The 21361-nt window shown below is 64.9% G+C and carries 15 protein-coding genes; 11 read left to right on the forward strand and 4 right to left on the reverse strand.

Going from position 1 to position 21361, the window contains the following annotated elements; genetic code table 11:
• Nucleotides 1-50: 50 nt before the first annotated feature.
• Together RPPS3_RS10435 and RPPS3_RS10440 are read left to right on the forward strand one after the other, a co-directional pair.
• Nucleotides 51-2408: an Orn/Lys/Arg decarboxylase N-terminal domain-containing protein gene (locus RPPS3_RS10435; protein WP_107344010.1), complete on the forward strand. Its 2358-nt coding sequence runs from the start codon at nucleotides 51-53 to the stop codon at nucleotides 2406-2408.
• A complete protein-coding gene (locus RPPS3_RS10440; RefSeq protein WP_107344011.1) occupies nucleotides 2392-2973 on the forward strand; it encodes a GNAT family N-acetyltransferase in 582 nt (193 codons plus the stop codon). The genes RPPS3_RS10435 and RPPS3_RS10440 overlap by 17 nt, the downstream gene beginning before the upstream one ends.
• A 41-nt stretch (nucleotides 2974-3014) precedes the next feature.
• On the opposite strand, the gene RPPS3_RS10445 is transcribed toward RPPS3_RS10440, so the two are convergent.
• Both RPPS3_RS10445 and RPPS3_RS10450 read right to left on the reverse strand, forming a co-directional pair.
• Nucleotides 3015-4382: a sensor histidine kinase gene (locus tag RPPS3_RS10445; protein ID WP_107344012.1), complete on the reverse strand. Its 1368-nt coding sequence runs from the start codon at nucleotides 4380-4382 to the stop codon at nucleotides 3015-3017.
• Complete coding sequence (locus RPPS3_RS10450) at nucleotides 4383-5057, reverse strand: response regulator transcription factor (protein WP_107344013.1); 675 nt, start codon at nucleotides 5055-5057, stop codon at nucleotides 4383-4385.
• 274 nt (nucleotides 5058-5331) lie between these two features.
• Between RPPS3_RS10450 and RPPS3_RS10455 the strand changes: the two genes are divergently transcribed.
• The 8 genes from RPPS3_RS10455 to RPPS3_RS10490 all read left to right on the forward strand — a co-directional run bounded on the left by RPPS3_RS10455 (nucleotide 5332) and on the right by RPPS3_RS10490 (nucleotide 17607).
• Entirely contained in the window at nucleotides 5332-6459 is a 1128-nt protein-coding gene (locus tag RPPS3_RS10455; RefSeq protein WP_107346543.1) for an efflux RND transporter periplasmic adaptor subunit, read from the forward strand.
• A gap of 27 nt (nucleotides 6460-6486) precedes the next feature.
• Nucleotides 6487-9708 (forward strand): efflux RND transporter permease subunit, encoded by a 3222-nt coding sequence (locus RPPS3_RS10460; protein ID WP_107344014.1) that lies wholly within the window; start codon nucleotides 6487-6489, stop codon nucleotides 9706-9708.
• On the forward strand, nucleotides 9708-11192 hold the full coding sequence (locus RPPS3_RS10465; protein ID WP_107344015.1) for an efflux transporter outer membrane subunit: 1485 nt from the start codon (nucleotides 9708-9710) through the stop codon (nucleotides 11190-11192). Before RPPS3_RS10460 ends, RPPS3_RS10465 begins: the two co-directional genes overlap by 1 nt.
• A gap of 126 nt (nucleotides 11193-11318) precedes the next feature.
• Nucleotides 11319-11678, forward strand: a complete 360-nt coding sequence (locus RPPS3_RS10470) for a hypothetical protein (RefSeq protein WP_107346544.1) — start codon at nucleotides 11319-11321, stop codon at nucleotides 11676-11678.
• 54 nt (nucleotides 11679-11732) lie between these two features.
• Nucleotides 11733-13004, forward strand: coding sequence for a divalent metal ion exporter subunit IhpA (gene ihpA / locus RPPS3_RS10475; protein ID WP_107344016.1), 1272 nt, complete (start codon nucleotides 11733-11735; stop codon nucleotides 13002-13004).
• Nucleotides 13001-13996 carry a divalent metal ion exporter adaptor subunit IhpB gene (ihpB, locus tag RPPS3_RS10480; protein WP_107344017.1) on the forward strand — a complete coding sequence of 332 codons (996 nt, stop codon included), beginning with the start codon at nucleotides 13001-13003 and terminating at the stop codon, nucleotides 13994-13996. Before ihpA ends, ihpB begins: the two co-directional genes overlap by 4 nt.
• Before the next feature lie 30 nt (nucleotides 13997-14026).
• On the forward strand, nucleotides 14027-17227 hold the full coding sequence (locus RPPS3_RS10485; RefSeq protein ID WP_107344018.1) for an efflux RND transporter permease subunit: 3201 nt from the start codon (nucleotides 14027-14029) through the stop codon (nucleotides 17225-17227).
• 11 nt (nucleotides 17228-17238) lie between these two features.
• Nucleotides 17239-17607, forward strand: coding sequence for a hypothetical protein (locus RPPS3_RS10490; protein ID WP_107344019.1), 369 nt, complete (start codon nucleotides 17239-17241; stop codon nucleotides 17605-17607).
• A gap of 60 nt (nucleotides 17608-17667) precedes the next feature.
• Here the strand turns inward: RPPS3_RS10490 and RPPS3_RS10495 are convergent, their stop codons facing one another.
• Together RPPS3_RS10495 and RPPS3_RS10500 are read right to left on the reverse strand one after the other, a co-directional pair.
• Nucleotides 17668-17937, reverse strand: a complete 270-nt coding sequence (locus tag RPPS3_RS10495) for a DUF2249 domain-containing protein (protein ID WP_107344020.1) — start codon at nucleotides 17935-17937, stop codon at nucleotides 17668-17670.
• A 73-nt stretch (nucleotides 17938-18010) separates the two neighbouring features.
• Nucleotides 18011-18874, reverse strand: a complete 864-nt coding sequence (locus tag RPPS3_RS10500; RefSeq protein ID WP_434006780.1) for a hypothetical protein — start codon at nucleotides 18872-18874, stop codon at nucleotides 18011-18013.
• Between the two features lie 241 nt (nucleotides 18875-19115).
• On the opposite strand from RPPS3_RS10500, the gene RPPS3_RS10505 reads away from it, so the two are divergent.
• On the forward strand, nucleotides 19116-21347 hold the full coding sequence (locus RPPS3_RS10505; protein WP_434006781.1) for a 4Fe-4S binding protein: 2232 nt from the start codon (nucleotides 19116-19118) through the stop codon (nucleotides 21345-21347).
• The last annotated feature ends 14 nt before the right edge of the window (nucleotides 21348-21361 follow it).

Consider the following 21361-nt stretch of genomic DNA (forward strand, 5'->3'; position numbering starts at 1 on the left):
CTGTCACACAACGCGGCGAGAGAGTGTCGGCGATTCACGTGGGCACCCTCATGGACTATTTCAGGCGTTTCACCTTTCTGTTCTCGGCACCCACCTTCGAGGCGGATGATCTCGAGGGCATCCGGTTCAACCAGATCGTCGCCGAGATCGAACGGTCCGGCTTCGAGATCGTCAAGGCGCGCAAGCTCGAGGATGCCGAGATCGCGGTGCAGACTGACGCCGCGATCGGCTGCATGGTGGTCGACTGGGGCAAGAAGGGGCTCGAGGGCAAGACTGCTGCGCTGATCAATCTGATGCGGCGGCGGGGTCTCGATTTCCCGATCGTGCTGCTGATCCGCCGCAAGCGGTTTGAGGAAGTGCCGGTCGAGGTGCTGGATTTCATCGACGGCTACGTCTTTCTCTCCGAAGAGACGCCGACCTTCATCGCGCGCAATCTGATCAGCCGCCTGAAGCAATATGCCGACACGCTGAAGACGCCGTTTTTCGGCGCGCTGGTCGACTACGCGGAGGAGGGCAACCAGCTCTGGACCTGTCCCGGCCACAACGGCGGCATGTTCTACAGCCGCAGCCCGATCGGGCGGGTGTTCATCGAGCATCTCGGCGAGGCGGTGTTTCGCGACGACCTCGACAATTCGGTGCTCGACCTCGGCGATTTGCTCACCCATGAGGGGCCGGCGCTGCGCGCGCAAAAGGAGGCCGCGCAGATCTTCGGCGCCGAGAAGACCTACTTCGTGCTCAACGGCACCTCGACCTCCAACAAGGTCGCGCTTGGTGCGCTCGTCACCGACGGCGACCTCGTCCTGTTCGACCGCAACAACCACAAGGCGGCGCATCACGGCGCGCTGATGATGGGCGGCGGGATTCCGGTCTACATCCCCACCGTCCGCAACGCCTGGGGGCTGATCGGCCCGATGGCATGGGATGCGCTGGACGAAGAGGCGCTACGCGAGCGCATCCGCAACCATCCGCTGGTCAAAGACAAGGAGGCGTGGCGCAAGCCGCGCCCGTTCCGCGTCGCCGTGGTCGAACAGTGCACCTATGACGGCACCATCCACAGCGCCGAGATGATCCTGCGCCGCATCGGGCATCTGTGCGACTACATCCTGTTCGACGAAGCCTGGGCCGGCTTCATGAAGTTTCACCCGCTCTACGCCGGCCGCTTTGCGATGGGGCTCGCTAATCTCGGCGACGACGCCCCCGGCATCATCGCGACGCAGTCGACCCACAAGCAGCTCGCCAGTTTCTCCCAGGCGTCGCAGATCCACATCAAGGATCGCCACATCCGCGGCCAGAAGCGCCGGGTCGAGCACCGGCGCTTCAACGAGAGCTTCATGCAGCACGCCTCGACATCGCCGTTCTATCCGCTGTTCGCCTCCCTCGATGTCGGCGCGCAGATGATGAAGGGCCGCTCCGGCGAGGTGCTATGGGACGATACGATCCGGCTCGGCATCGAGCTGCGCAAGAAGATCCGCGCGGTGCGGCGAGAGTTCGAAGAGAAGGAGGCGAGGCCGGAGCGGCGTTGGTTCTTCGATCCGTTCGTGCCCGATCGGGTGACGATCGCGGACGCCGCGCGCGAAGGCGCGGTGCACGACGTCGCCTGGGAGGCGGTGAGCACCGATCAGCTCGCGACCGACCCGGCATTCTGGCAGATCTCGCCCGGCGCGGCCTGGCACGGCTTTGCCGACATGGCGCCCGGCTTCGCCATGACCGATCCGAACAAGCTGACGCTGCTGACGCCGGGCTTCGACCGGGCGACCGGCCGCTACGCCGAGCACGGCGTGCCGGCGCCGGTGGTGGCGCAATATCTGCGCGAGAACCGGATTGTGCCGGAGAAGAACGATCTCAACTCGTTGCTGTTTCTGCTGACGCCGGGCGTCGAGGCGAGCAAGGCCGGCACGCTCATTAGTGGCCTTGTCGCGTTCAAGAAGCTCCACGACGACAATGCGCCGCTCGACGAGGTGATTCCGGAATTCTGTCGGCGCCGGCCGGCGCGCTATGCCGGCGTGCGGCTGCGAGACCTGTGCGGCCAGATGCACCGGTTCTTCCGCGATGCCGACGTCAGCGCGCTGCAGGCCAAGCAGTTCCTGCCTGAACACCTGCCCGAGATCGCAATGTCGCCGCACGACGCCGCGCGCTGCCTGGTGCGCAACGATGTCGATTATCTGCCGATCAGCCAGATCGCGAACCGGATCGCCACTACGCCTTTCGTGGTTTATCCGCCGGGGATCGCGACGATTGTTCCCGGCGAGCGGATGAGTGAACGGGCCAAGCCGATGCTTGATTACTTGCAGATGTTCGAGCGCAGCTTCAACGAATTCTCGGGCTTCGAAGTCGAGATCCAGGGCGTCTACCGCGAGTTCGACGAAGCGGGGCGGGTGCGTCTCTACACCTATGTCGTGGCCGAATAGCCTGCCGCCTTTTGGAGTTGCCGTGGACGCCGCTTCGCCGATCCTAATCCGCTCCTCGCACGACGGCGACGTCGAGGCGATGCTCGATATCTATCGCTATTACATCCGGCGCGGTCTCGATGAGGGAATCGACGATCATGGCACGCCGCAGCCGGGCGATCTGAAAGAGCGGCGCAAGAACCTGCGTAATCGCCGCTTCCCGCATCTGGTGGCGATCCGTGGCGAGACCGTCGTGGGATATGCCTATGTGGTGCTGTTCCGGAAGCGGCCGGCTTATCGCTATACGGTGAAGCACTCGATCTATGTGCATCCGGATCACCTCGGCGGCGGCATCGGCCGGCTGTTGATGCACGAGCTGATCGACGCTTGCGCGGCGGCGGGCTTCCGTCAGATGATCGGCTATATCGACGGTGACAACACCGCTTCGCTCGGCCTGCATCACAGCTTCGGCTTTGCCACCGTCGGACGGCTGCCGGGCGTCGCGTATCGTTATGGCCGCTGGGCCGATACGGTGATGGTGCAGCGATCGCTGGGTGCCGGCGTGACCACGCCTCCTGTGATTTGATCGGAGCTCAATCCGACATGCTCCCTCTCAGGCCGCGCGCGTCAGCGTGAGGTCACCTCCGGCTTCTGAAACGTCAACGTGATCAGCGCGCCGCCGCCCGGAACGTCGGCCACGTCGATGGCACCGCCATGTTCGTCGACGACCGCTTTGACGATCGCAAGGCCCAGTCCGGCGCCATCGCTGCGGGCGCGGTTGCCCCGCCAGAATCGCTGGAAGATCAAGTTGCGATCGGCCTCGGCGATGCCGGGGCCATGATCGCGCACCGCGACGCAGGGGCCCGCCGCATCGACTTCGATCATCACCTCGGTGCCTGGTCGTGTGTGGCGGATCGCATTGTCGACGAGGTTGCGTAGCGCGCGCCGGATCATCTCGGCATTGCCGCGCACAGGGACGGGGTGATCGCCGCCGCGCAGGCCGATCTCCTTGCCGGCGGCGAGCGCAGCCGGCGCGACGGTCTCGATCAGTTCGGTTGCGATCTCGACGAGGTCGACGGTCTCGTCCGGATCGACCCGCATCGCGTCCATCTCGGCGACATCAAGCAGCTGCGACACGATCCGGCTCATCGCGGTAAGATTGCGCTGCAGGTCTTTCCCGGCTGGTTTCGGCTCCAGCGTCTCGATCCGCGCGCTGAGGATCGCGAGCGGCGTCCGCAGTTCGTGAGCGGCGTCCGCGGTGAACCGGCGCTGCTCGTTGAAGCCGTGTTCGAGCCGATCGAACGCCTGATTGACCGCGCTGACCAACGGCCGGATTTCGCTGGGGATGCCCTGCATCGGCAGCCGGATGTCGGTGCGGCTCGGGCCGATACTGGCGGCGCGCTCCGAAGCGTCGACCAGGGGGCGGATCGCGCGCCGGAAGATCACGATGTCGAAGGCGAGGAGCAGCAGCAGGATCGGCAGAACGATCCAGCCGGCGCGATGGAAGAAGTTGGCGGCGATGTCGTCAATGATGACGTCGCCATTCGACAGATCTTCGACCACCTGGATCGTCAGTGTCCGGCCGCCAATGCGTCGCTCGATGCTGTCTCCCGAAAGGCCGGTCGATCCGGTGACGAGACCGAACCACGAGGCGCGGTCCGCGGATCGGCGCGGTAGCAGCGGTTTGCGGTCCGTGTTCGAACTGAACAGCACTTGGCCCGAGCTGTCGATCACCGCATAGGCATAGCGGCCATAGGCGGCCGAATACACGTCACGCAAGTCCTGCGGCAGGATGAGATCGAGTTGCCCGTCCGAGCCGAAGGTGAGATGTTCGGCAACGACTTCGGCCTGGCGACGCATCGCATCGCTGTGCAGCCGATCGATCTCGCGATTGAGCAGCCAGAACAGGATCAGCGGCAGCACCACCGCGGTGATCGTCAGCGCCACTACATGCAGCAGCAGGATGCGGGTGGTCAGCGAGTCGCGCCGGAACACTTACTTGATCTCCGACAGCAGATAGCCGACGCCGCGAATCGTCCGGATCTGCACCGTGGCCCCGAGTTCTTCGAGCTGCTTGCGCAGCCGCGAGACATAGACCTCGACCGCATTCGAGGCGACGTCACCGCCGAGGCCGAAGATCTGATCCTCGAGCGTCTTCTTCGGCACGACGCGACCTTGCCTGCGCAGCAGCAATTCGAGCACGTTGAGCTCGCGGCCCGACAACAGGCGCGGCTCGCCACTGATCAAGATCTGGCGGCCTTCGGTATCGAAAGTCAGATTTCCGAGGGTAAGCGAGCGGCCGAGCAGCTGACCAGGGCGACGCAGAATGGCTTCAATGCGCGCCACCATCTCCTCGATCGCGAACGGCTTGACCAGATAGTCGTCGGCACCGGCCTTTAAGCCGGAGACGCGGTCCTGCACGCCGCTGCGCGCGGTCAGCACCAGCACCGGGATCGACTCATGGCCGGCGCGCAGTTCGCGCAACAGCGACATGCCGTCGCCGTCCGGCAATCCGAGGTCGAGCGCCATCGCGACGTAGTTCACCGATGCGAGTGCAGCGCGCGCATCCTCGACCCCGCTGACAATGTCGACATCGTAGCCGGCGGCGTTGATGCCCCGCGAAATCAGGTCCGCCAATTCGAGGTTGTCTTCGACGATCAGGAGGCGCATCGCGGGGCAAAGCTTTGACGATCTGTGCTTGGGCTTCGTACCACGTGCAAGCCGCGAGCGTACAGCAGACAGATCTGCGCCATGATTGGTAATTTTGCGAGCGCGAGGGCGCCGTGTCAGGTTGGTGTAAGCTCGGTCTGCTAACCACAGCGAAGGCGTCCGGAAACGGCCGATCTGTTCGACTGCGGGGGCGCAGATGCAGCACAGCTGGAAAACACTGATTTACGCTGCAGCGGTCGCGCTTCTGGTTGCGGCCGGGTGCGTGGGGCTTGCCATGCGATCCGGCAGTCTCGTCGCGCCGGCAGGGGCGCAGCCGGCGGATACGGGCCGGGATGGCATCGATCTCGCCCAGCAGACGATCGCGCTCTCGGCCAAGCAGGTCGAGGCGATCAGCATCGAAGCGGTCGAGCAGAGCGAATTCCGCATCACCAAGGACGCGCTGGGTTCGATCGCCTACAACGAAAACCTGCTGGTGCAGGTGTTCACGCCCTATGCCGGACGCATCATCGACACCTTCTTCAATCTCGGCGACGAGGTGAAGAAGGGCGCGCCGCTGTTCACTATCGACAGCTCTGACTTGCTGCAGGCAGAGTCGACGCTGCTGGCGACCGCCGGCGTGCTGGAGCTGCAGAACCGCAATCTCAACCGCGTGCGCCAGCTGCTGAAGACCGGCGGTGCGCCGCAGCGCGATGTCGATCAGGCCACGTCCGATCAGCAGACCGCCGAAGGCAACCACAAGGCCGCGCGCGATGCGGTCCGCATCTTCGGCAAATCGGAAGCCGAGATCGACCGCATCATCGCCGAGCGACACGTCGACTCGACCCTTATCGTGCGCAGCCCGGTGGACGGGCAGGTGACCGCACGCAACGCGGCACCCGGCCTCTACGTGCAACCGGGCAGCGCGCCTGCGCCGCTGACGCTCGCCAATCTGTCGATCAAATGGATGGTGGCCAACGTCGTCGAGACCGATGCGCCCGCGTTCCGGCTCGGCCAGCCGGTCGAAGCGCGGGTTGCGGCCTATCCTGGGCAGGTGTTTCGCGGCCGGGTGACGGCGCTCGGCAGCAGCATCGATCCGAGTTCGCACCGCCAGTTGGTTCGCTCGGAGATCGACGACCCGGCCAATCTGCTGCGCCCCGGCATGCTGGCCAATTTCACTATCGAGGTGGCGAAGCCGGTGACGTCCCCCGCGGTGCGGCTCGATGCGGTGGTGCGCGAAGGTGACGGCACCATGGCGGTTTGGGTGACACGCGACCGCCGCAGCTTTCAGCGCCGGCTGGTCAAGATCGGTCTGGCGCAAAACGGCCGCCGCCAGATCCTCGACGGCGTCGCCCCGGGTGAGCTGGTGGTGGGCGCCGGCGCGATCTTCCTCAGCAACAAGCTCGCGAACGCCGCGAGCGGCTGACCGACACAACTGCCGGCGGCGTTCATCGTGTTCAAGAGCATCATCGAGTTCGGCCTGACCCGCAAGGCCATCATCGTGCTGGCGCTGATCGTGTTCGGTGGCGCCGGCATCGCCGCGTTCACCCGGCTCAACGTCGAGGCCTATCCAAATCCTGCGCCGGTGATCCTCGAGATCACCGCGCAGGCCGCGGGGCTATCAGCCGAGGAGATGGAGAAGTACTACACCATCCCGATGGAGGTCGGGCTGTATCCGACACCCGGCGTGGTCAACATCCGCTCGACATCGTTCTACGGCCTATCGTTCGTCCGCGTCACCTTTGCCTACGGGGTCGACTACTATTTCGCGCTGACGCAGGCTGCCAATTCGATCCAGCAGAACATTTCGCTGCCGAATAATCTGGTGCCGACCATTCAGCAGTCGAGCCTGGTCGGCGAGATCTTCCGCTATCAATTGGTCGGTCCGCCGAATTACGGGCTGACCAATCTGCGCACCGTGCAGGACTATATCGTGGCGCGGCGGCTGATGACGGTGCCTGGGGTGGTGCAGATCAACGCCTGGGGGGGGACCACCAAGCAGTTCAATGTTGACGCCGACCTGCAGAAGCTGGAGGCCTACAACATCACCGTGCCGCAGATGGTGTCGGCGCTCGGCAACGCGAACCTCAACGTCGGTGCGCGCGAAATCACCATCGGCCAACAGTCCGTGAACATCCGCGGCATTGGGTTGGTCGATTCCGGCGGCGATGATTCCATCGCCAATGGCTACAAGGTCCAGGACATCGAAAACGTCGTGCTGACCCAGTCGGGCGGGCTGCCGATCCAGATCAAGGATGTCGCCAAGGTCTCGGTCGGCTATGTGCCACGGCTCGGCATCGCCGGGCGCGACAGCAGCGACGACGTCGCCGCCGCGATCGTGGTGATGGGGCGGACCCAGCACACCAACGATATCGTGCCGAAGGTCGAGGAGGAAGTCGCCAAGCTCAATCGCGACGGCAGCCTGCCGTCCGGCGTCAAGATCGTGCCGTATTACGATCGCGGCGCGCTCGTCGCGGTAACCACCCGGACGGTGCTGCACAATCTGATCGTCGGTTGCCTCTTGGTGTTCCTGATCCAGTGGATCTTTCTCGGCGATCTGCGCAGCGCGCTGATCGTGAGCGCCAGCATTCCGTTCGCGCTGTTCTTCTCGATCATCATCCTGGTGCTGCGCGGCGAGGATGCCAATCTGCTGTCGCTCGGCGCGGTCGATTTCGGCATCATCGTCGACTCCGCCGTGATCATGATGGAGAACATCTTCCGCAATCTGCAGTCGCCGGCCGAGCAGCAGCGGCGGATGCTGGTGCAGCTGCAGCAGAGCGGCGCCGGTACAGGCGAGCCGCAGGTGTGGACCGATCGGCTGCGGCTGATCTTTCTCAGCGCACTGCAGGTCGACAAAGCGGTGCTATTCACCGCTGCAATCACGGTGACGGCGTTCGTGCCGCTGTTCACCATGCAGGGCGTCGAAGGCCAGATCTTCGGGCCGATGGCGCGGACCTATGGCTATGCACTGGCAGGTGCGCTGATCTCGACCTTCACGATCACACCGGTGCTGGCATCGCTGCTGCTGCCGAAGACCATTGAGAAACACGAGACCGCGATCGTGCGCGGTCTGCGCCGCGCCTATGAGCCCGTGCTGCGCTGGTCGCTTGGCCGCACCAAGGTCGCGGCCGTTGTTGGCCTGGTGTTCCTTTGTGTCGCCGGTCTAGCGGCGAGCCGTCTCGGCAGCGAGTTCCTGCCGGCGCTGGAGGAGGGCAACTTTTGGATCCGGGCCGCGATGCCGCCGACGATGTCGCTCGATGCCGGCACCAGTTACGTCCGCAAGATGCGCGAGATCCTGTTGCGGCATCCGGAAGTCATCACCGTGGTGTCACAGCACGGCCGACCCGACAACGGCAGCGACGCCTCTGCGTTCTCCAACGTCGAACTGTTCGCCCCGGTGAAGCCGTTCTCGGAATGGCCAGCCGGCCTGACCAAGGAGATGCTGGCGGAGCAGCTGCAGAAGGAATTCGACGCCGAGCTGCCGGGCGTCACCTTCAATTTCTCGCAGTACATCCAGGACAATATCGAGGAGGCTCTGTCCGGGGTGAAGGGCGCCAACTCGGTCAAGATCGTCGGTCCGAACCTGCAGGTGCTGGAGCAACTCGCCGGGCAAGTGATGCAGGAGATGGCCAAGGTGCGCGGCGTCGCCGACCTCGGCGTGTTTCATTTGCTTGGCCAGCCCAATCTCAACATCAAGGTCGATCGCGAGCGCGCCGCGCGCTACGGCCTCAACACCGGCGATGTCAATTCGGTGATTCAGGCGGCGGTCGGCGGCAGCATCGCCACCACAGTGCTCGAAGCCGACCGACAGTTCGGCGTCGCGGTGCGGCTCGATCCGAAGTTTCGCGAAAGCGTCGATGCGGTGCGCGAGCTGAAGATCGCTTACGCGACGCCGAGCGGCGTCAACGCCTACATCCCGCTCAGCGAAGTCGCCACCATCTCGCTCGATACCGGCGCGTCCTTCATCTACCGCGAGAGGAGCCAGCGCTACATTCCGATCAAGTTCAGCGTCCGTGGCCGCGACCTTGGCGGCACCGTCGCCGAGGCGCAGCAGCGGGTCAACGATGCGGTGCAGCTGCCGCCCGGCTATCGGCTGATCTGGTCCGGCGAGTTCGACAATCTGCAGGATGCCAAAGCGCGGCTGATGATCGTGGTCCCGATCACGCTGCTGCTGGTGTTCGTGCTGCTCTACGCGTTGTTCAATACGCTGCGCGACAGCCTGATCGCACTGCTCGGCATTCCGTTCGCGGCCGGCGGTGGCGTCATCGCGCTGTATCTGTCGGGACTGGAATTCAGCGTCTCGGCCGCGATCGGCTTCATCTCGCTGCTCGGCGTCGCGGTGATGGACGGCATCCTCAACATCACATACTTCCGCGAGCTGCGCGCCAGCGGCGTGAGCGTCGCCGATGCGGTGCGGCAGGCCTCCGAGCAACGGATGCGGCCGATGCTGATGACGGCGCTGTCGGCTGGCGTCGGGCTGTTTCCTGCAGCGCTCTCGCACGACATCGGCAGCCAGGTGCAGCGGCCGCTGGCGACCGTTGTGGTCGGCGGCATGTTCATCGGTCCGCTGTTGCTGCTGGCGGTGGCACCGGCGCTGCGCAAGCTCGCTTTTGCTCGCGAGGAGGCCGGTCGAAGCAGCGCTACTCCCCAGGCCGCACCACAGGGAGAGCCGTGATGCTGCGTTGGCTTAGCGCCCTCGGCACGTGCATCTTCGTCGCCGGCTGTGCTGTCGGGCCGAATTTCGTACAGCCGCCGTCCCCCGAGGTCGATCGTTACACGGCGGCTGCCTTGCCGGCGAAGTCGCTAGGCAAGACCCAGCCGTTTGTCGCCGCGGAGGATGTGCCGACCCGCTGGTGGTCGGCGTTCCGCTCCGAGCCGCTCGACCGGCTGGTGCGCGCGACGGTGGTGCGCAATCCGACCCTGCAGGCGGCGGATGCTGCAATCAAGGTGGCGCACTTCAATGCGCTGGCGCAGCGTGGACTGTTCTTTCCGCAGGTCAGCGCCAGCTATGGTCCATCGACACAATTGACGTCGAATAACGAGGCCTCCGATTCGCCGCAGCAGCGGCTGTCGCTGCACACCGCGCAGCTCAACATCGCCTACACGTTCGACGTCTGGGGCGGCAACGCGCGCGCGGTGGAGAGTCTTGATGCCGTCACCGAGCAACAGCAGTTCGTGCTGGAGGCGACGCATTTGACGCTGACCGCCAATGTCGTCACCGCGGCGATCGGGGAAGCCTCGCTGCGAGGCCAGATCGCTGCCACCAAGAAGATCGTGGCGCTCGAGCGCGACATCCTCGGCATCCTGAAGTCGCAGTTCGAGGCAGGGCAGGCGGCGCAGGTGGATGTCCTGACCCAGGAGGCGGCGCTTGCCCAGGTCGAGCAGACCTTGCCGCCGCTGGAGAAGCAACTCGCGATTCAACGAGATCTGTTGACCGCGCTGGCCGGCAACTATTCGGCAGCCCAAGTCCCGGAGCGTTTCGAACTGGCGCGCCTCAGCCTGCCGCGCAACATTCCGGTTGTGGTGCCGAGCACGCTGGTGCGACGCCGGCCGGACGTGCGGGCTGCGGAGGCCAATCTGCATGCGGTAAGCGCGCAGGTCGGTGTGGCGGTGGCGGCGCGCCTGCCGAACATCAGCGTCGGCGCCAGCACGGCCGGCGCGAGCGCTACCAACTTTGCGCAACTGTTCGCGCCCGGCACCGGGTTCTATCTGCTGGCCGCCAATGCCACCCAGCCGATCATCGACGGCATGACCTTGCTGCACAAGCAGCGCGCCGCCGAGGCGGCGCTCGATCAAGCCGATGCGCAGTATCGCCAGGCCGTGATCTCGGCGCTGCAGAATGTCGCCGACGCGCTGCAGAGCCTGCAGCACGATGCAGCCCTGGTGCGCGCTGCCGCCAAATCGGAGGCCGCAGCAAAGGCCAGCCTCGACATCATCCGCAAGCAGCTTGCGCTCGGGCAGGTTAATCAGGTTGTGGTCCTGAATGCCCAGCAGACCTACCTCAATGCCTCGATCGCGCATGTTCAGGCGGAGGCGACGCGCCTGTCAGATGCGGCGGCGCTGTTCATGGCCATCGGCGGAAGCTGGCCGGCGGGATGTGGAACTGATTGGCGAAGCTGCGTGCTCGACGATCTGCCGGTCACGGCAGCTTTGCAGTAGGCCCGAAGGAGCAGGCGGGTTCCCGGCCTGCGACAGATCGATCCGGCGCGATTTTGTTATGTTATTGCAGATCGACACGGATGCGAGGCGCGTGTTATCCGCTTGTCTCGACCCGTGAGTGCCATCGTGAAGCTGATCGCCCGCATTTTCCAGCATCGTCTGCTGCGCATCTCGCGCCAGGCCGTCGCTATGGCCGTGCTGGCGATGTATCTGCTCGCGGGCGCCATGCACGGGCTGTGCGATCTCGACGTGACCACCGGTTCCGCCACTGCGATCGTCTCGCTGCCGTCGCACGGCGGCGACCATTCGGATAACATCATCGCGGGCGATCACCACTGCCACGGTTGCTTCTCGGTGTCGCTGCCGAGCCCGAGCGTCGTCGCGACCGCGGCCGAGCTCGCCACTGCGCCCATGCACTATGAAGACGCCGAACGCCGCAGCGTTCAGCGTGGAATCGAACCTCCGCCACCAAAAGCCCTGATCTGAACATGACCGCTGGGTGCCACGCGCCCTCAATCCGTCGTTCGTCAGGTCTTCATCATGTTGTCTTCGATCGCCACGCGGCTCGCGTGCGCGGCCGTCTTGTTCGCCGGCTGTGTGCTGGCGGGAGAGGCCCGTGCGCAAACGCTGACTATGGGCAACGCGCTGCAGCGCGCCCTCAACGCCAGTCCGCGGCTCACCGCCGCCGAACGTGACGTCGGCATCGCGCGGGGCCAGCGCATTCAATCCGGTGCGCTGATCAATCCCGAGATCTCCTACGAGCAGGACAATTCGTTTGGCTCAGGCGCGTATCGCGGCACGCGGTCGGCCGAGTCGACGCTGCAAATCAGCCAGATGTTCGAGCTATGGGGCAAGCGCGACGCCCGCATCGCCGCCGGGCAGGCGGGGCTCGATGCCGCCTCCATTGGTCGCCAGGCCGTGCGGCTCGAGGTGCTGTCCGAGACCGCGATCGCTTTCGTCACCGTGCTCGGGTTGCAGCGGCGCATTCAGATCCTCGACGAGCAGATCGTCGCGATCGACGCGATCACGCCGCTGCTGCAGCGCCGCGTCGAAGCCGGCGCATCGTCGGTGGCGGAGACCGGCCGGGCCGAGGTCGCTTCCGCGCTGGTGAAGGCGGATCGCGAACGCACCCGGTCGGCGCTCGCCACCGCCCGCCGCGAGCTCGCGATCCTGATGGGCGACACGGCGGCGAAGTTCGCTGCGGTCTCCGGCCGGCTCGAAGCGATCGGCAAACCGCCGGCGTTTCAGTCCGTGATCGCGGCGATCGACGCCAACCCGCAGCTGGTGCGCTGGAAGGCGGTGTATGCGCAGCGCAACGCCGAGCTGTTGCTGGCGCGCCTCAAGCCGTATCCGGACGTCACCGTGGCGGCGGGCTGGCGGCGCTACAACGAGACCGGCGACAACGCCGTCCGTTTATCGGTGTCGGTGCCGATCCCGCTGTTCGATCAGAACCAGGGCAACATCCTGTCGGCGCAGGAGAGCCTGGCCAAGACCGCGGCGGAACGACAGGCCAATCGCAATACGCTGATCGTGATCGCGGGACGGGCCTACGACTCGCTGCAGGGCTCGCTGCGCGAGCTGGCAATCTTGCGCGACACCGCGATCCCGAAAGCCAGGGATGCCGCCGCCGCGATCTCCGAAGGTTACGGCCAGGGGCGCTACTCGCTGCTCGAAGTGCTCGATGCCCAAGGCAGCGTCGCGCAGGCGCGGCTGCGCGAGCAGGAGGCGCAGCAGAATTTCCATGTCGCCGTCGCCACCATTGAGGGGCTCGTCGGCAATCCTTTCGCATTGGCGCGGGGAGGCGCGCGATGATGAAACTGTTGATGTTGATCTGTGGTGCCGCCGCGATGTTTGCGCTCGGTGCCGCCGTTTCCGCCTACGCGCCGATCGGATCGCGCGAGCCGGCCCAGCAGGCTGCGAAGGACTCGAAGGGACACAATCACGCCGAGGGTGAGAAGGGCCATGGTCATGAGGGCCACGGCGAGGAGGGTGCGGTCGAGATGAGCGACGCCAAGGTCGCGGCCTCAGGCATCGAGATCCGCACCGCCAAAGCGGAGACGCTGCACGAGTCGCTGGTGCTCAACGGCATCCTGCAGCCCAACCAGGAGACGCTGGTGCAGGTCACGCCGCGGTTCCCCGGCGTGGTTCGGGAGATCAAGAAGCGGATCGGCGACACGGTCGAGAAGGGCGAGCTGCTCGCCAAGATCGAAAGCAATCAGAGCCTCAGCGTCTACGAGATGCGCGCGCCGATCTCCGGCACCGTGATTGATCGCCAGATTTCGCTGGGCGAATACGCCTCCGAGCAGAAGCCGGCGTTCATCGTCGCCGATGTCTCCACGGTGTGGGTCGACCTGTCGGTGTATCGGCGCGATCTGCCGCGGGTGCGGATCGGCGACAAGATCCTGATCGACGTCGCCGACGGCGGCAAGCCGATCGAGGCCAGCCTGTCGTACATCTCCCCGGTCGGCAGCAGCGATACGCAGAGCGCGCTCGCCCGTGCCGTGGTGCCGAACGATGCGCTGCGCCTGCGCACCGGCCTGTTCGTCTCGGCGCGGCTGATCCTCTCGGCCAAGCCGGTGCCCCTCGCGGTGCGAGCCTCGGCGATCCAGACTGTCGAAAATCGCAGCGTGGTGTTTGTCCGCAGTGGCGACAAGTTCGAGGTGCGCGACGTCGAGCTCGGCGACCGCGATGCCGAGAATGTCGAGGTCGTGTTCGGCTTGCTCGATGGTGATCGCTACGCCGCAGCCAACAGCTTCGTGGTGAAGGCAGAGCTCGGCAAGGGATCGGCCTCCCATGAGCACTAATGTGGTCGCCTCGGTTCGCGGAGATCGCGCATGATCGACCGGGTTCTTGCATTCTCCGTCCGCCAGCGCTGGCTGGTGATGATCGGTGTGCTGATGATGGGCGCGTTCGGCGCCTGGAATTTCACGCGGCTGCCGATCGACGCGGTGCCAGACATCACCAACGTCCAGGTTCAGATCAACACCAACGCGCCCGGCTATTCGCCGCTTGAAGTCGAGCAGCGGATCACCTTTCCGATCGAAACCGCGATGGGCGGGCTGCCGAACCTCGTCAACACGCGGTCGCTGTCGCGCTACGGATTGAGCCAAGTCACCGTGGTGTTCAAGGACGGCACCGATATCTACTTCGCCCGGCAGCTCGTCAACGAGCGCGTGCAGCGCGCCAAGGATGTGCTGCCGATCGGAATCGAGACCGCAATGGGACCGGTCTCGACCGGGCTCGGCGAAATCTACATGTACACCGTCGAGGCGAAGCAGGGTGCGACGCGCGCCGACGGCAAGCCGTTCACGCCCAGCGACCTGCGCACCGCGCAGGACTGGATCATCAAGCCGCAACTGCGCAACGTCCCCGGCGTCAACGAAGTCAACACGATCGGTGGCTTCGCCAAGCAGTTCCACGTGCTGCCCGATCCGGCGAAGCTGATGGCCCATCGCCTCAGTTTCCGCGACGTGATGACGTCGCTCGCCAGCAATAACGCCAATGTCGGCGCCGGCTACATCGAGAAGAACGGCGAGCAGTATCTGGTGCGCACGCCGGGGCAGGTCAGTGACGTCGAGGAAATCCGGCAGATCGTGATCGGCTCGCGCAGCGGCGTGCCTGTGCGGATCATGGATGTCGCCGAGGTGAAGGAAGGCACCGACCTGCGCACCGGCGCTGCGACGCTGAACGGACAGGAGGTCGTGCTCGGCACCGCGATGCTGCTGATCGGCGATAATGGCCGCACCGTGGCACAGCGGGTTGCCGCGAAGCTGCAGCAGATCGAGAAGTCGCTGCCGGAAGGTATGTCGCTCCGCGCGGTGTACGACCGCACCCATCTGATCGACGCCACCATCGCGACGGTGGAGAAGAACCTCGTCGAGGGCGCGCTGCTGGTGATCGCGATCCTGTTCCTGATCCTCGGCAACTTCAAAGCGGCGTTTGCCACTGCGTTGGTGATCCCACTGGCGATGCTGTTCACCATCACCGGGATGTTCGAGAACAAGGTCAGCGCCAATTTGATGAGCCTCGGCGCAATCGACTTCGGCATCATCATCGACGGCGCCGTGATCATCGTCGAGAACTGCCTGCGGCTGCTGGCCCACGAGCAGCAGCGGCAAGGCAGGCTGCTGACCCGTCAGGAACGGTTCGAGACCATCATCGCCGGCTCGCGCGAAGTGATCAAACCGAGTCTGTTCGGCACGCTGATCATCGCGGTGGTGTATCTGCCGGTGCTGACGCTGACGGGCGTCGAAGGCAAGATGTTCACGCCGATGGCGTTGACCGTGCTGATGGCGCTGCTCGGCGCCAGCCTGTTGTCGATGACATTCGTGCCCGCCGCGGTAGCGCTGCTGGTCACAGGCAAAGTGTCCGAGAAAGAGAATTGGTTCATGCGCCTGGCGCACCGGGCGTATCTGCCGCTGCTCGATCTGGCGATCCGGTTTCGGCGGCTGATCGTCATGGCGGCCGTGATGCTCGTGGTCGTCAGCGGCTACATGGCGACGCGGATGGGCGGCGAGTTCATTCCGAGCCTGGATGAAGGCGACGTCGCGATCCAGGCGATGCGGATTCCCGGGACCAGCCTGACCCAATCGCTCGACATGCAGATCGCGCTGGAGAAGCGCATCCTGGCAATTCCTGAGGTGAAGGATGTGTTCGCCCGCACCGGCACGGCGGAGGTAGCGACCGACCCGATGCCGCCGTCGATCTCCGACGGCTATGTGATGCTGAAGCCGCACGATCAATGGCCGGATCCCAAGAAACCGAAAGCTGAGGTCGTCGAACAAATCGAAACGGCGGCCGAGCAGGTGGCGGGCAGCCTGTATGAGCTGTCGCAGCCGATCCAGTTGCGCTTCAACGAACTGATCTCCGGCGTGCGCAGCGATGTCGGCGTCAAGATCTTCGGTGACGACCTCGATGTGCTCACCCAGGTCGCCGGGCAAGTGCAGTCGGTGCTGCAGACCATCAAGGGAGCCGCCGACGTGAAGAGCGAGCAGGTCGCCGGGCTGCCGGTGTTGACGGTGAAGCTCGACCGCAAGGCGCTGGCGCGGTTCGGCATCAGCGTTGCCGATGTGCAGAATTTGGTCGAGATCGCTGTCGGCGGCAAATCGGCCGGTTTGGTGTTTGAAGGCGATCGCCGCTTCGATCTCGTCGTCCGGCTGCCGGATCAGATCCGTACCGATATCGAGGCGATCAAGGCGTTGCCGATCCCGCTGCCGCCGGCCGAGGGGCAGGCGAAAGCCACACCGGCGGCGTTCAGCGTCTCGCCGCTGTCCCAGATGCGTTACGCACCGCTGTCCGAGCTTGCCGAGATCGTGGTGGCACCGGGGCCGAACCAGATCAGCCGCGAAGACGGCAAGCGCCGCATCGTGGTCTCGGCCAATGTCCGCGGCCGCGACCTCGGCTCGTTCGTCGGCGAGGCGCAGCAGCTGATCGCCGACAAGGTCAAGCTGCCGGCCGGGTATTGGATCGGCTGGGGCGGGCAGTTCGAGCAACTCGTCTCGGCGACCCAGCGCCTGACCATCGTGGTGCCGATCGCGCTGCTGCTGATCTTCCTGCTGCTGTTCATCAGCCTCGGCTCCGCTGCCGATGCACTGCTGGTGTTCAGTGGTGTGCCGCTGGCATTGACCGGAGGGATCTTCGCGCTGCTGCTGCGCGACATTCCGCTGTCGATCAGCGCCGGCATTGGCTTCATCGCGCTGTCCGGCGTCGCGGTGCTGAACGGCCTCGTCATCATCACCTTCATTGAGCGACTGCGTGGCGAAGGCCGGCGGATCGTCGAGGCGGTGCGCGAGGGCGCGCTGACGCGGCTGCGTCCGGTGCTGATGACCGCGCTGGTCGCTTCGCTCGGCTTCGTGCCGATGGCGCTTGCCACCGGTGCCGGCGCCGAGGTGCAGCGGCCACTGGCGACCGTGGTGATCGGCGGCATCGTGTCGTCGACGATCCTGACGCTGCTGGTGCTGCCTGCGCTCTACATCCTGTTCCGCCGCGAAACGGCAACTGCGTGTGCCGATACGGATCCTGTCCCTAACACTTAAGGAGCTCATCGATGAAGAAGATGCTGATCGTCGCAGCCGCGCTGTTGTTCGCCGCGCCGGCGTGGGCGCAACACGACCACCACAAGGGGCCGAACGGCGGCCCGGTCGAAGATGTCGCCGGGGTGCATGTCGAGATGGTCGCCTCGGGCAAGACCGTGACGTTCAACGTCTTCGACGAGTCGAATAAGCCGCTGCCGACCAACGGCTTCTCCGGCGCCGCCTTGCTGATTTCCGGAAGCGAGCGCGAGACGCTGCCACTCACTGCAGCCGGCACGGCGCTGAAGGCCGAGTCCAAATCGGAGATCGCTAAAGGCGCCTCGGTCAGCCTTACGTTGAAGACGGCGGACGGCAAGACCGGGCAGGCGAAGTTCAAGCCATGAGGCAATTCGGCTGTGCGTTAGCGCGCTGGTCGGAATGCTGGCCGCGCTGTGGCGCGCAAACTATCCCACTGCGGCTCTGCAGTAGGGGACTTGGAGCGCCTTGCGAATCCTGACGCGCCAAGTCTCCGGCCCTCTCTCGAGATAGTCCCAACAGAAACTCCCGGGCCGCTTCACGTCGAACAGATAGCGGAGCGGCCGCGGGTCGTGATCGCTGACCAGCTCAAGCCCTCGCTCGGGCGTGAGCTGGTCGAACAGGCTGAACACGATCGGATGGCGTAGCGGCCGGGGAAACAGCCTGACGTCGATGACGGTGGTGATTTGATCTGTCATGCATACAGCATCGCCGCGACGGCGCCCGCGATCGTTGTCGGGGCGCAAACAAAAGCGGCGACGTGACGCGCTCTTAAGATCGCTGCGAGTTGGCGAACGCCCGCAGCCGTGCGAGCCGGGCGATCGACGAGGCGGCGAGGCTCTGCGCCAGTTCCAAACCCGCCTGATCGGTGGCGCGGTCGGATTCGTCCAGATAAATCGAGGTCAGTTGCTCGGCATAGCGCACCACGCGTCGCGGCACGTCTGCCGTGGTCTCACTGTCGGATTTCCCCGGCAGCTCGGCGCTGAGAGCCGCAAGGTCGGCTGAAGCAAGGCCATTCGATGACAACAGCCGCTCTTGGTCCGTTGGCGGCAGAGTTTGCGACCAGCGGACGATCTCTTTCAGCAGCAGGCTTTCCATCAGTGCGGCCGAGGACATTTCCCCCGTCGTCTGCTCCACTGCGTCCTCGCCTTTGCGTGGTTGCTCGGCTCGCCACGCCAACCGGCGCTCGCGCCGCAGCAGGTCGGAGTCGACCAGCGCTTCTCGCGCCATCGCTTCCGCTGCGATTCGAAGCTCGGGCGCTGCGGCATGCGCCGCGACGTAGGTCCAGAACACGAAAGCTCGCTGCCGATGCCGAACGGCGATCGCCCACGCTTGGTACGGCGTGGAAAGTGACGAGTCGGCCAGTTCAACGAGTTCCGATTTTGGAACCAGATCTTCAACGGGGCCGATCGCGGGTGCGGCATCGGCCTCCTTGCGCGGAAGAGTCGAGCGACGTAGCTTGATCTCGGCGATCCGATCCTGTTCGCGCTCGCGCAGTGTCTCGAACACACAGCGCACAGGTTCGACACTGTGATCGCTGTCATCTGTCAGCGACGCCGCCATCTGATCGTAAGTCGAGGCGGCGCGTTCGGCCTGCGCCAGAGCGATGGCGTAGAGCTCGGCAAGAGTCTTCACCGCGTGCGTCGGTGTTGATGTCAAGAGCGGAGTGTTACGCATGGTCGTCTCTGGTTGAGCAGTTTAGGCATTATGTGCCGAATTTGCGCTGGCGCAAATCGGTGTCTTTGTCGGCTGCTATCGAAAGTCGACCACGCGATCCAGAACAACGGCGTTCTGTTCACTACTTGGAACCGGACCGTTGAGAAGATTGCGCCCAATCCTTGCCCTGTTGTTGTTTTTGCTCGCTTTGGCGAGCAGCGTGACGGCTGCTGATGCCGCGAGCCATCTGGGCGATTATCTCGGCCGTGCGACACCTTCCGAGCTCGTGCCGGGCGCAGACCGCTTCGGTCCGATGCAGGGCGATCCTGCGCTCGCCCCGGCGTATCAAGGCGATCGATTACTGGGTTTCGCCTATCTGAATTCGGACTTTGTTAACGCCACCGGCTATTCCGGCAAGCCGATCCAGATGCTGATCGGCATCGATCCGAACGGTGTGATCACCGGCCTGAAGCTGGTCGATCACAAAGAGCCGATCGTTTTGGTCGGCATTCCGGAAGCCAAGATCCTCGCCGCCGTCAACAAGCTGATCGGTGCCGATATGGCGCCGGTGGCGCGCGGCAAGGCAGCGGCGCCGCAAGTCGATATCGTCAGCGGCGCGACCGTCACCGTGCTGGTGATCGGCGACAGTATCGTACGCTCGGCGACCAAACTGATTAAGAGTGGCCGTATCGGCGGCGGGCAGGGAGACGTCGCGCAGGCGCCTCCGGTCAACAAGACGGTCGATCTCACCAAGAGCGAGGTGCGGGACTGGGAAAGCCTAGTCGGCGACGGTTCGGTGCGCCGGCTGCTGCTGACCAATGCGGACGTCGATCAGGCGTTCGAGAAATCCGGCAACCGCGAAGCGGCGGCTCGTCCCGAGCCCGGCGAGCCGACCGACACGTTCATTGAGCTCTATGCTGCTGATGTCGGCGTACCGACGATCGGACGCAGCCTGCTCGGCGATGACGGCTATCAGCGGCTGAAAGCGCGATTGCAGCCAGGACAGCAGGCCCTGGTGATCGCCGGCCACGGCACCTATTCGTTCAAGGGCTCCGGCTACGTGCGTGGCGGCATCTTCGATCGCATCGAGCTGATCCAGGACGGCAACAGCATCCGTTTCCGCGATCGCGATCACACCCGGCTCGGCGACCTTGCCGCCGAGGGCGCGCCGGATTTCCCCGAGATCGGGTTGTTCCTGGTGCCGACCGAGTTCGGCTTCGATCCGACCGAGCCGTGGTCGCTGCAGCTCCTGGTGCAGCGCGTGATCGGCGCGCGTGACAAGGCGTTCCTGACCTTCGACCTCGGCTACGCGCTGCCGGAAATCTATATCAAGCGCGAGCAGCGCGCCGTGACGGTGAGCGACACGCCGGCGCCGGCAGCCTCTGCGCCAGGTGCTCCAGCCAAGCCCGCTTCGCCTTCGGCGGCCGCCGCAGATGAGGCGCAGGACGAACCGCTGTGGATGCGGATTTGGCGCGGCGATCTGGTGCGGATCGGCATTCTTGCCGTCGCGCTGGGCACGCTGACGCTGATCTTCTTCTTCCAGAACCAGTTGGTCCGGCGGCCGACGGTCTATGTCTGGGTGCGCCGCGCGTATCTCACCTTCATCCTGGTCTGGCTCGGCTGGTACGCCAACGCGCAGCTCTCGGTCGTCAACGTCCTGACCTTCACGAATTCCCTGATCACCGGATTCAGCTGGGATTACTTCCTGTCGGCGCCGTTGATCTTTGTGTTGTGGGCGTCGGTGGCTGCAGCCCTGCTGTTCTGGGGGCGGGGACCGTTCTGCGGCTGGCTGTGTCCCTTCGGAGCGCTGCAGGAGCTGCTCAACAACATCGCCAAGGCGCTGAAGGTCCCGCAGTTCAACGTGCCGTGGGGGCTGCACGAGCGGCTGTGGCCGGTCAAGTACATCGTGTTCCTCGGGCTGTTCGGCCTGTCGATCTACTCCACCGCGGCCGCCGAGCACTTCGCCGAGATCGAGCCGTTCAAGACCTCGATCATTCTCAAATTCGCGCGGGAATGGCCGTACGTGGTTTACGCGGCGACGCTGCTCGCAGCCGGCCTGTTCGTCGAACGGTTCTTCTGCCGCTATCTGTGCCCGCTGGGTGCAGCGCTGGCGATCCCGGGCCGTATCCGGATGTTCGAATGGCTGCGCCGCTGGCCGGAATGCGGCTCGCCGTGCCAGCGATGCGCCAAGGAATGTCCGGTCCAGGCGATCCACCCGGAAGGGCACATCAACGTCAACGAGTGCATCTACTGCATGCACTGCCAGGAACTGTATTTCGACGATCACCGCTGCCCGCACATGATTCAGCTGCGGCTGAAGCGGGAAAAGCGCGAAGCGCTATCGTCGACATCGATGCGCGGCGGCAAAGGCCCCGCGACCGTGATCCTCGCCGGGGGCAAGCCGCTTGCCGCCCAGTCGGCGGGCGCCACTCAACCACCTCCAGCACAGTAAAACCCCAAGGAGAG

The organism is Rhodopseudomonas palustris, assembly GCF_003031265.1.
Lineage (GTDB): Bacteria > Pseudomonadota > Alphaproteobacteria > Rhizobiales > Xanthobacteraceae > Rhodopseudomonas > Rhodopseudomonas palustris_H.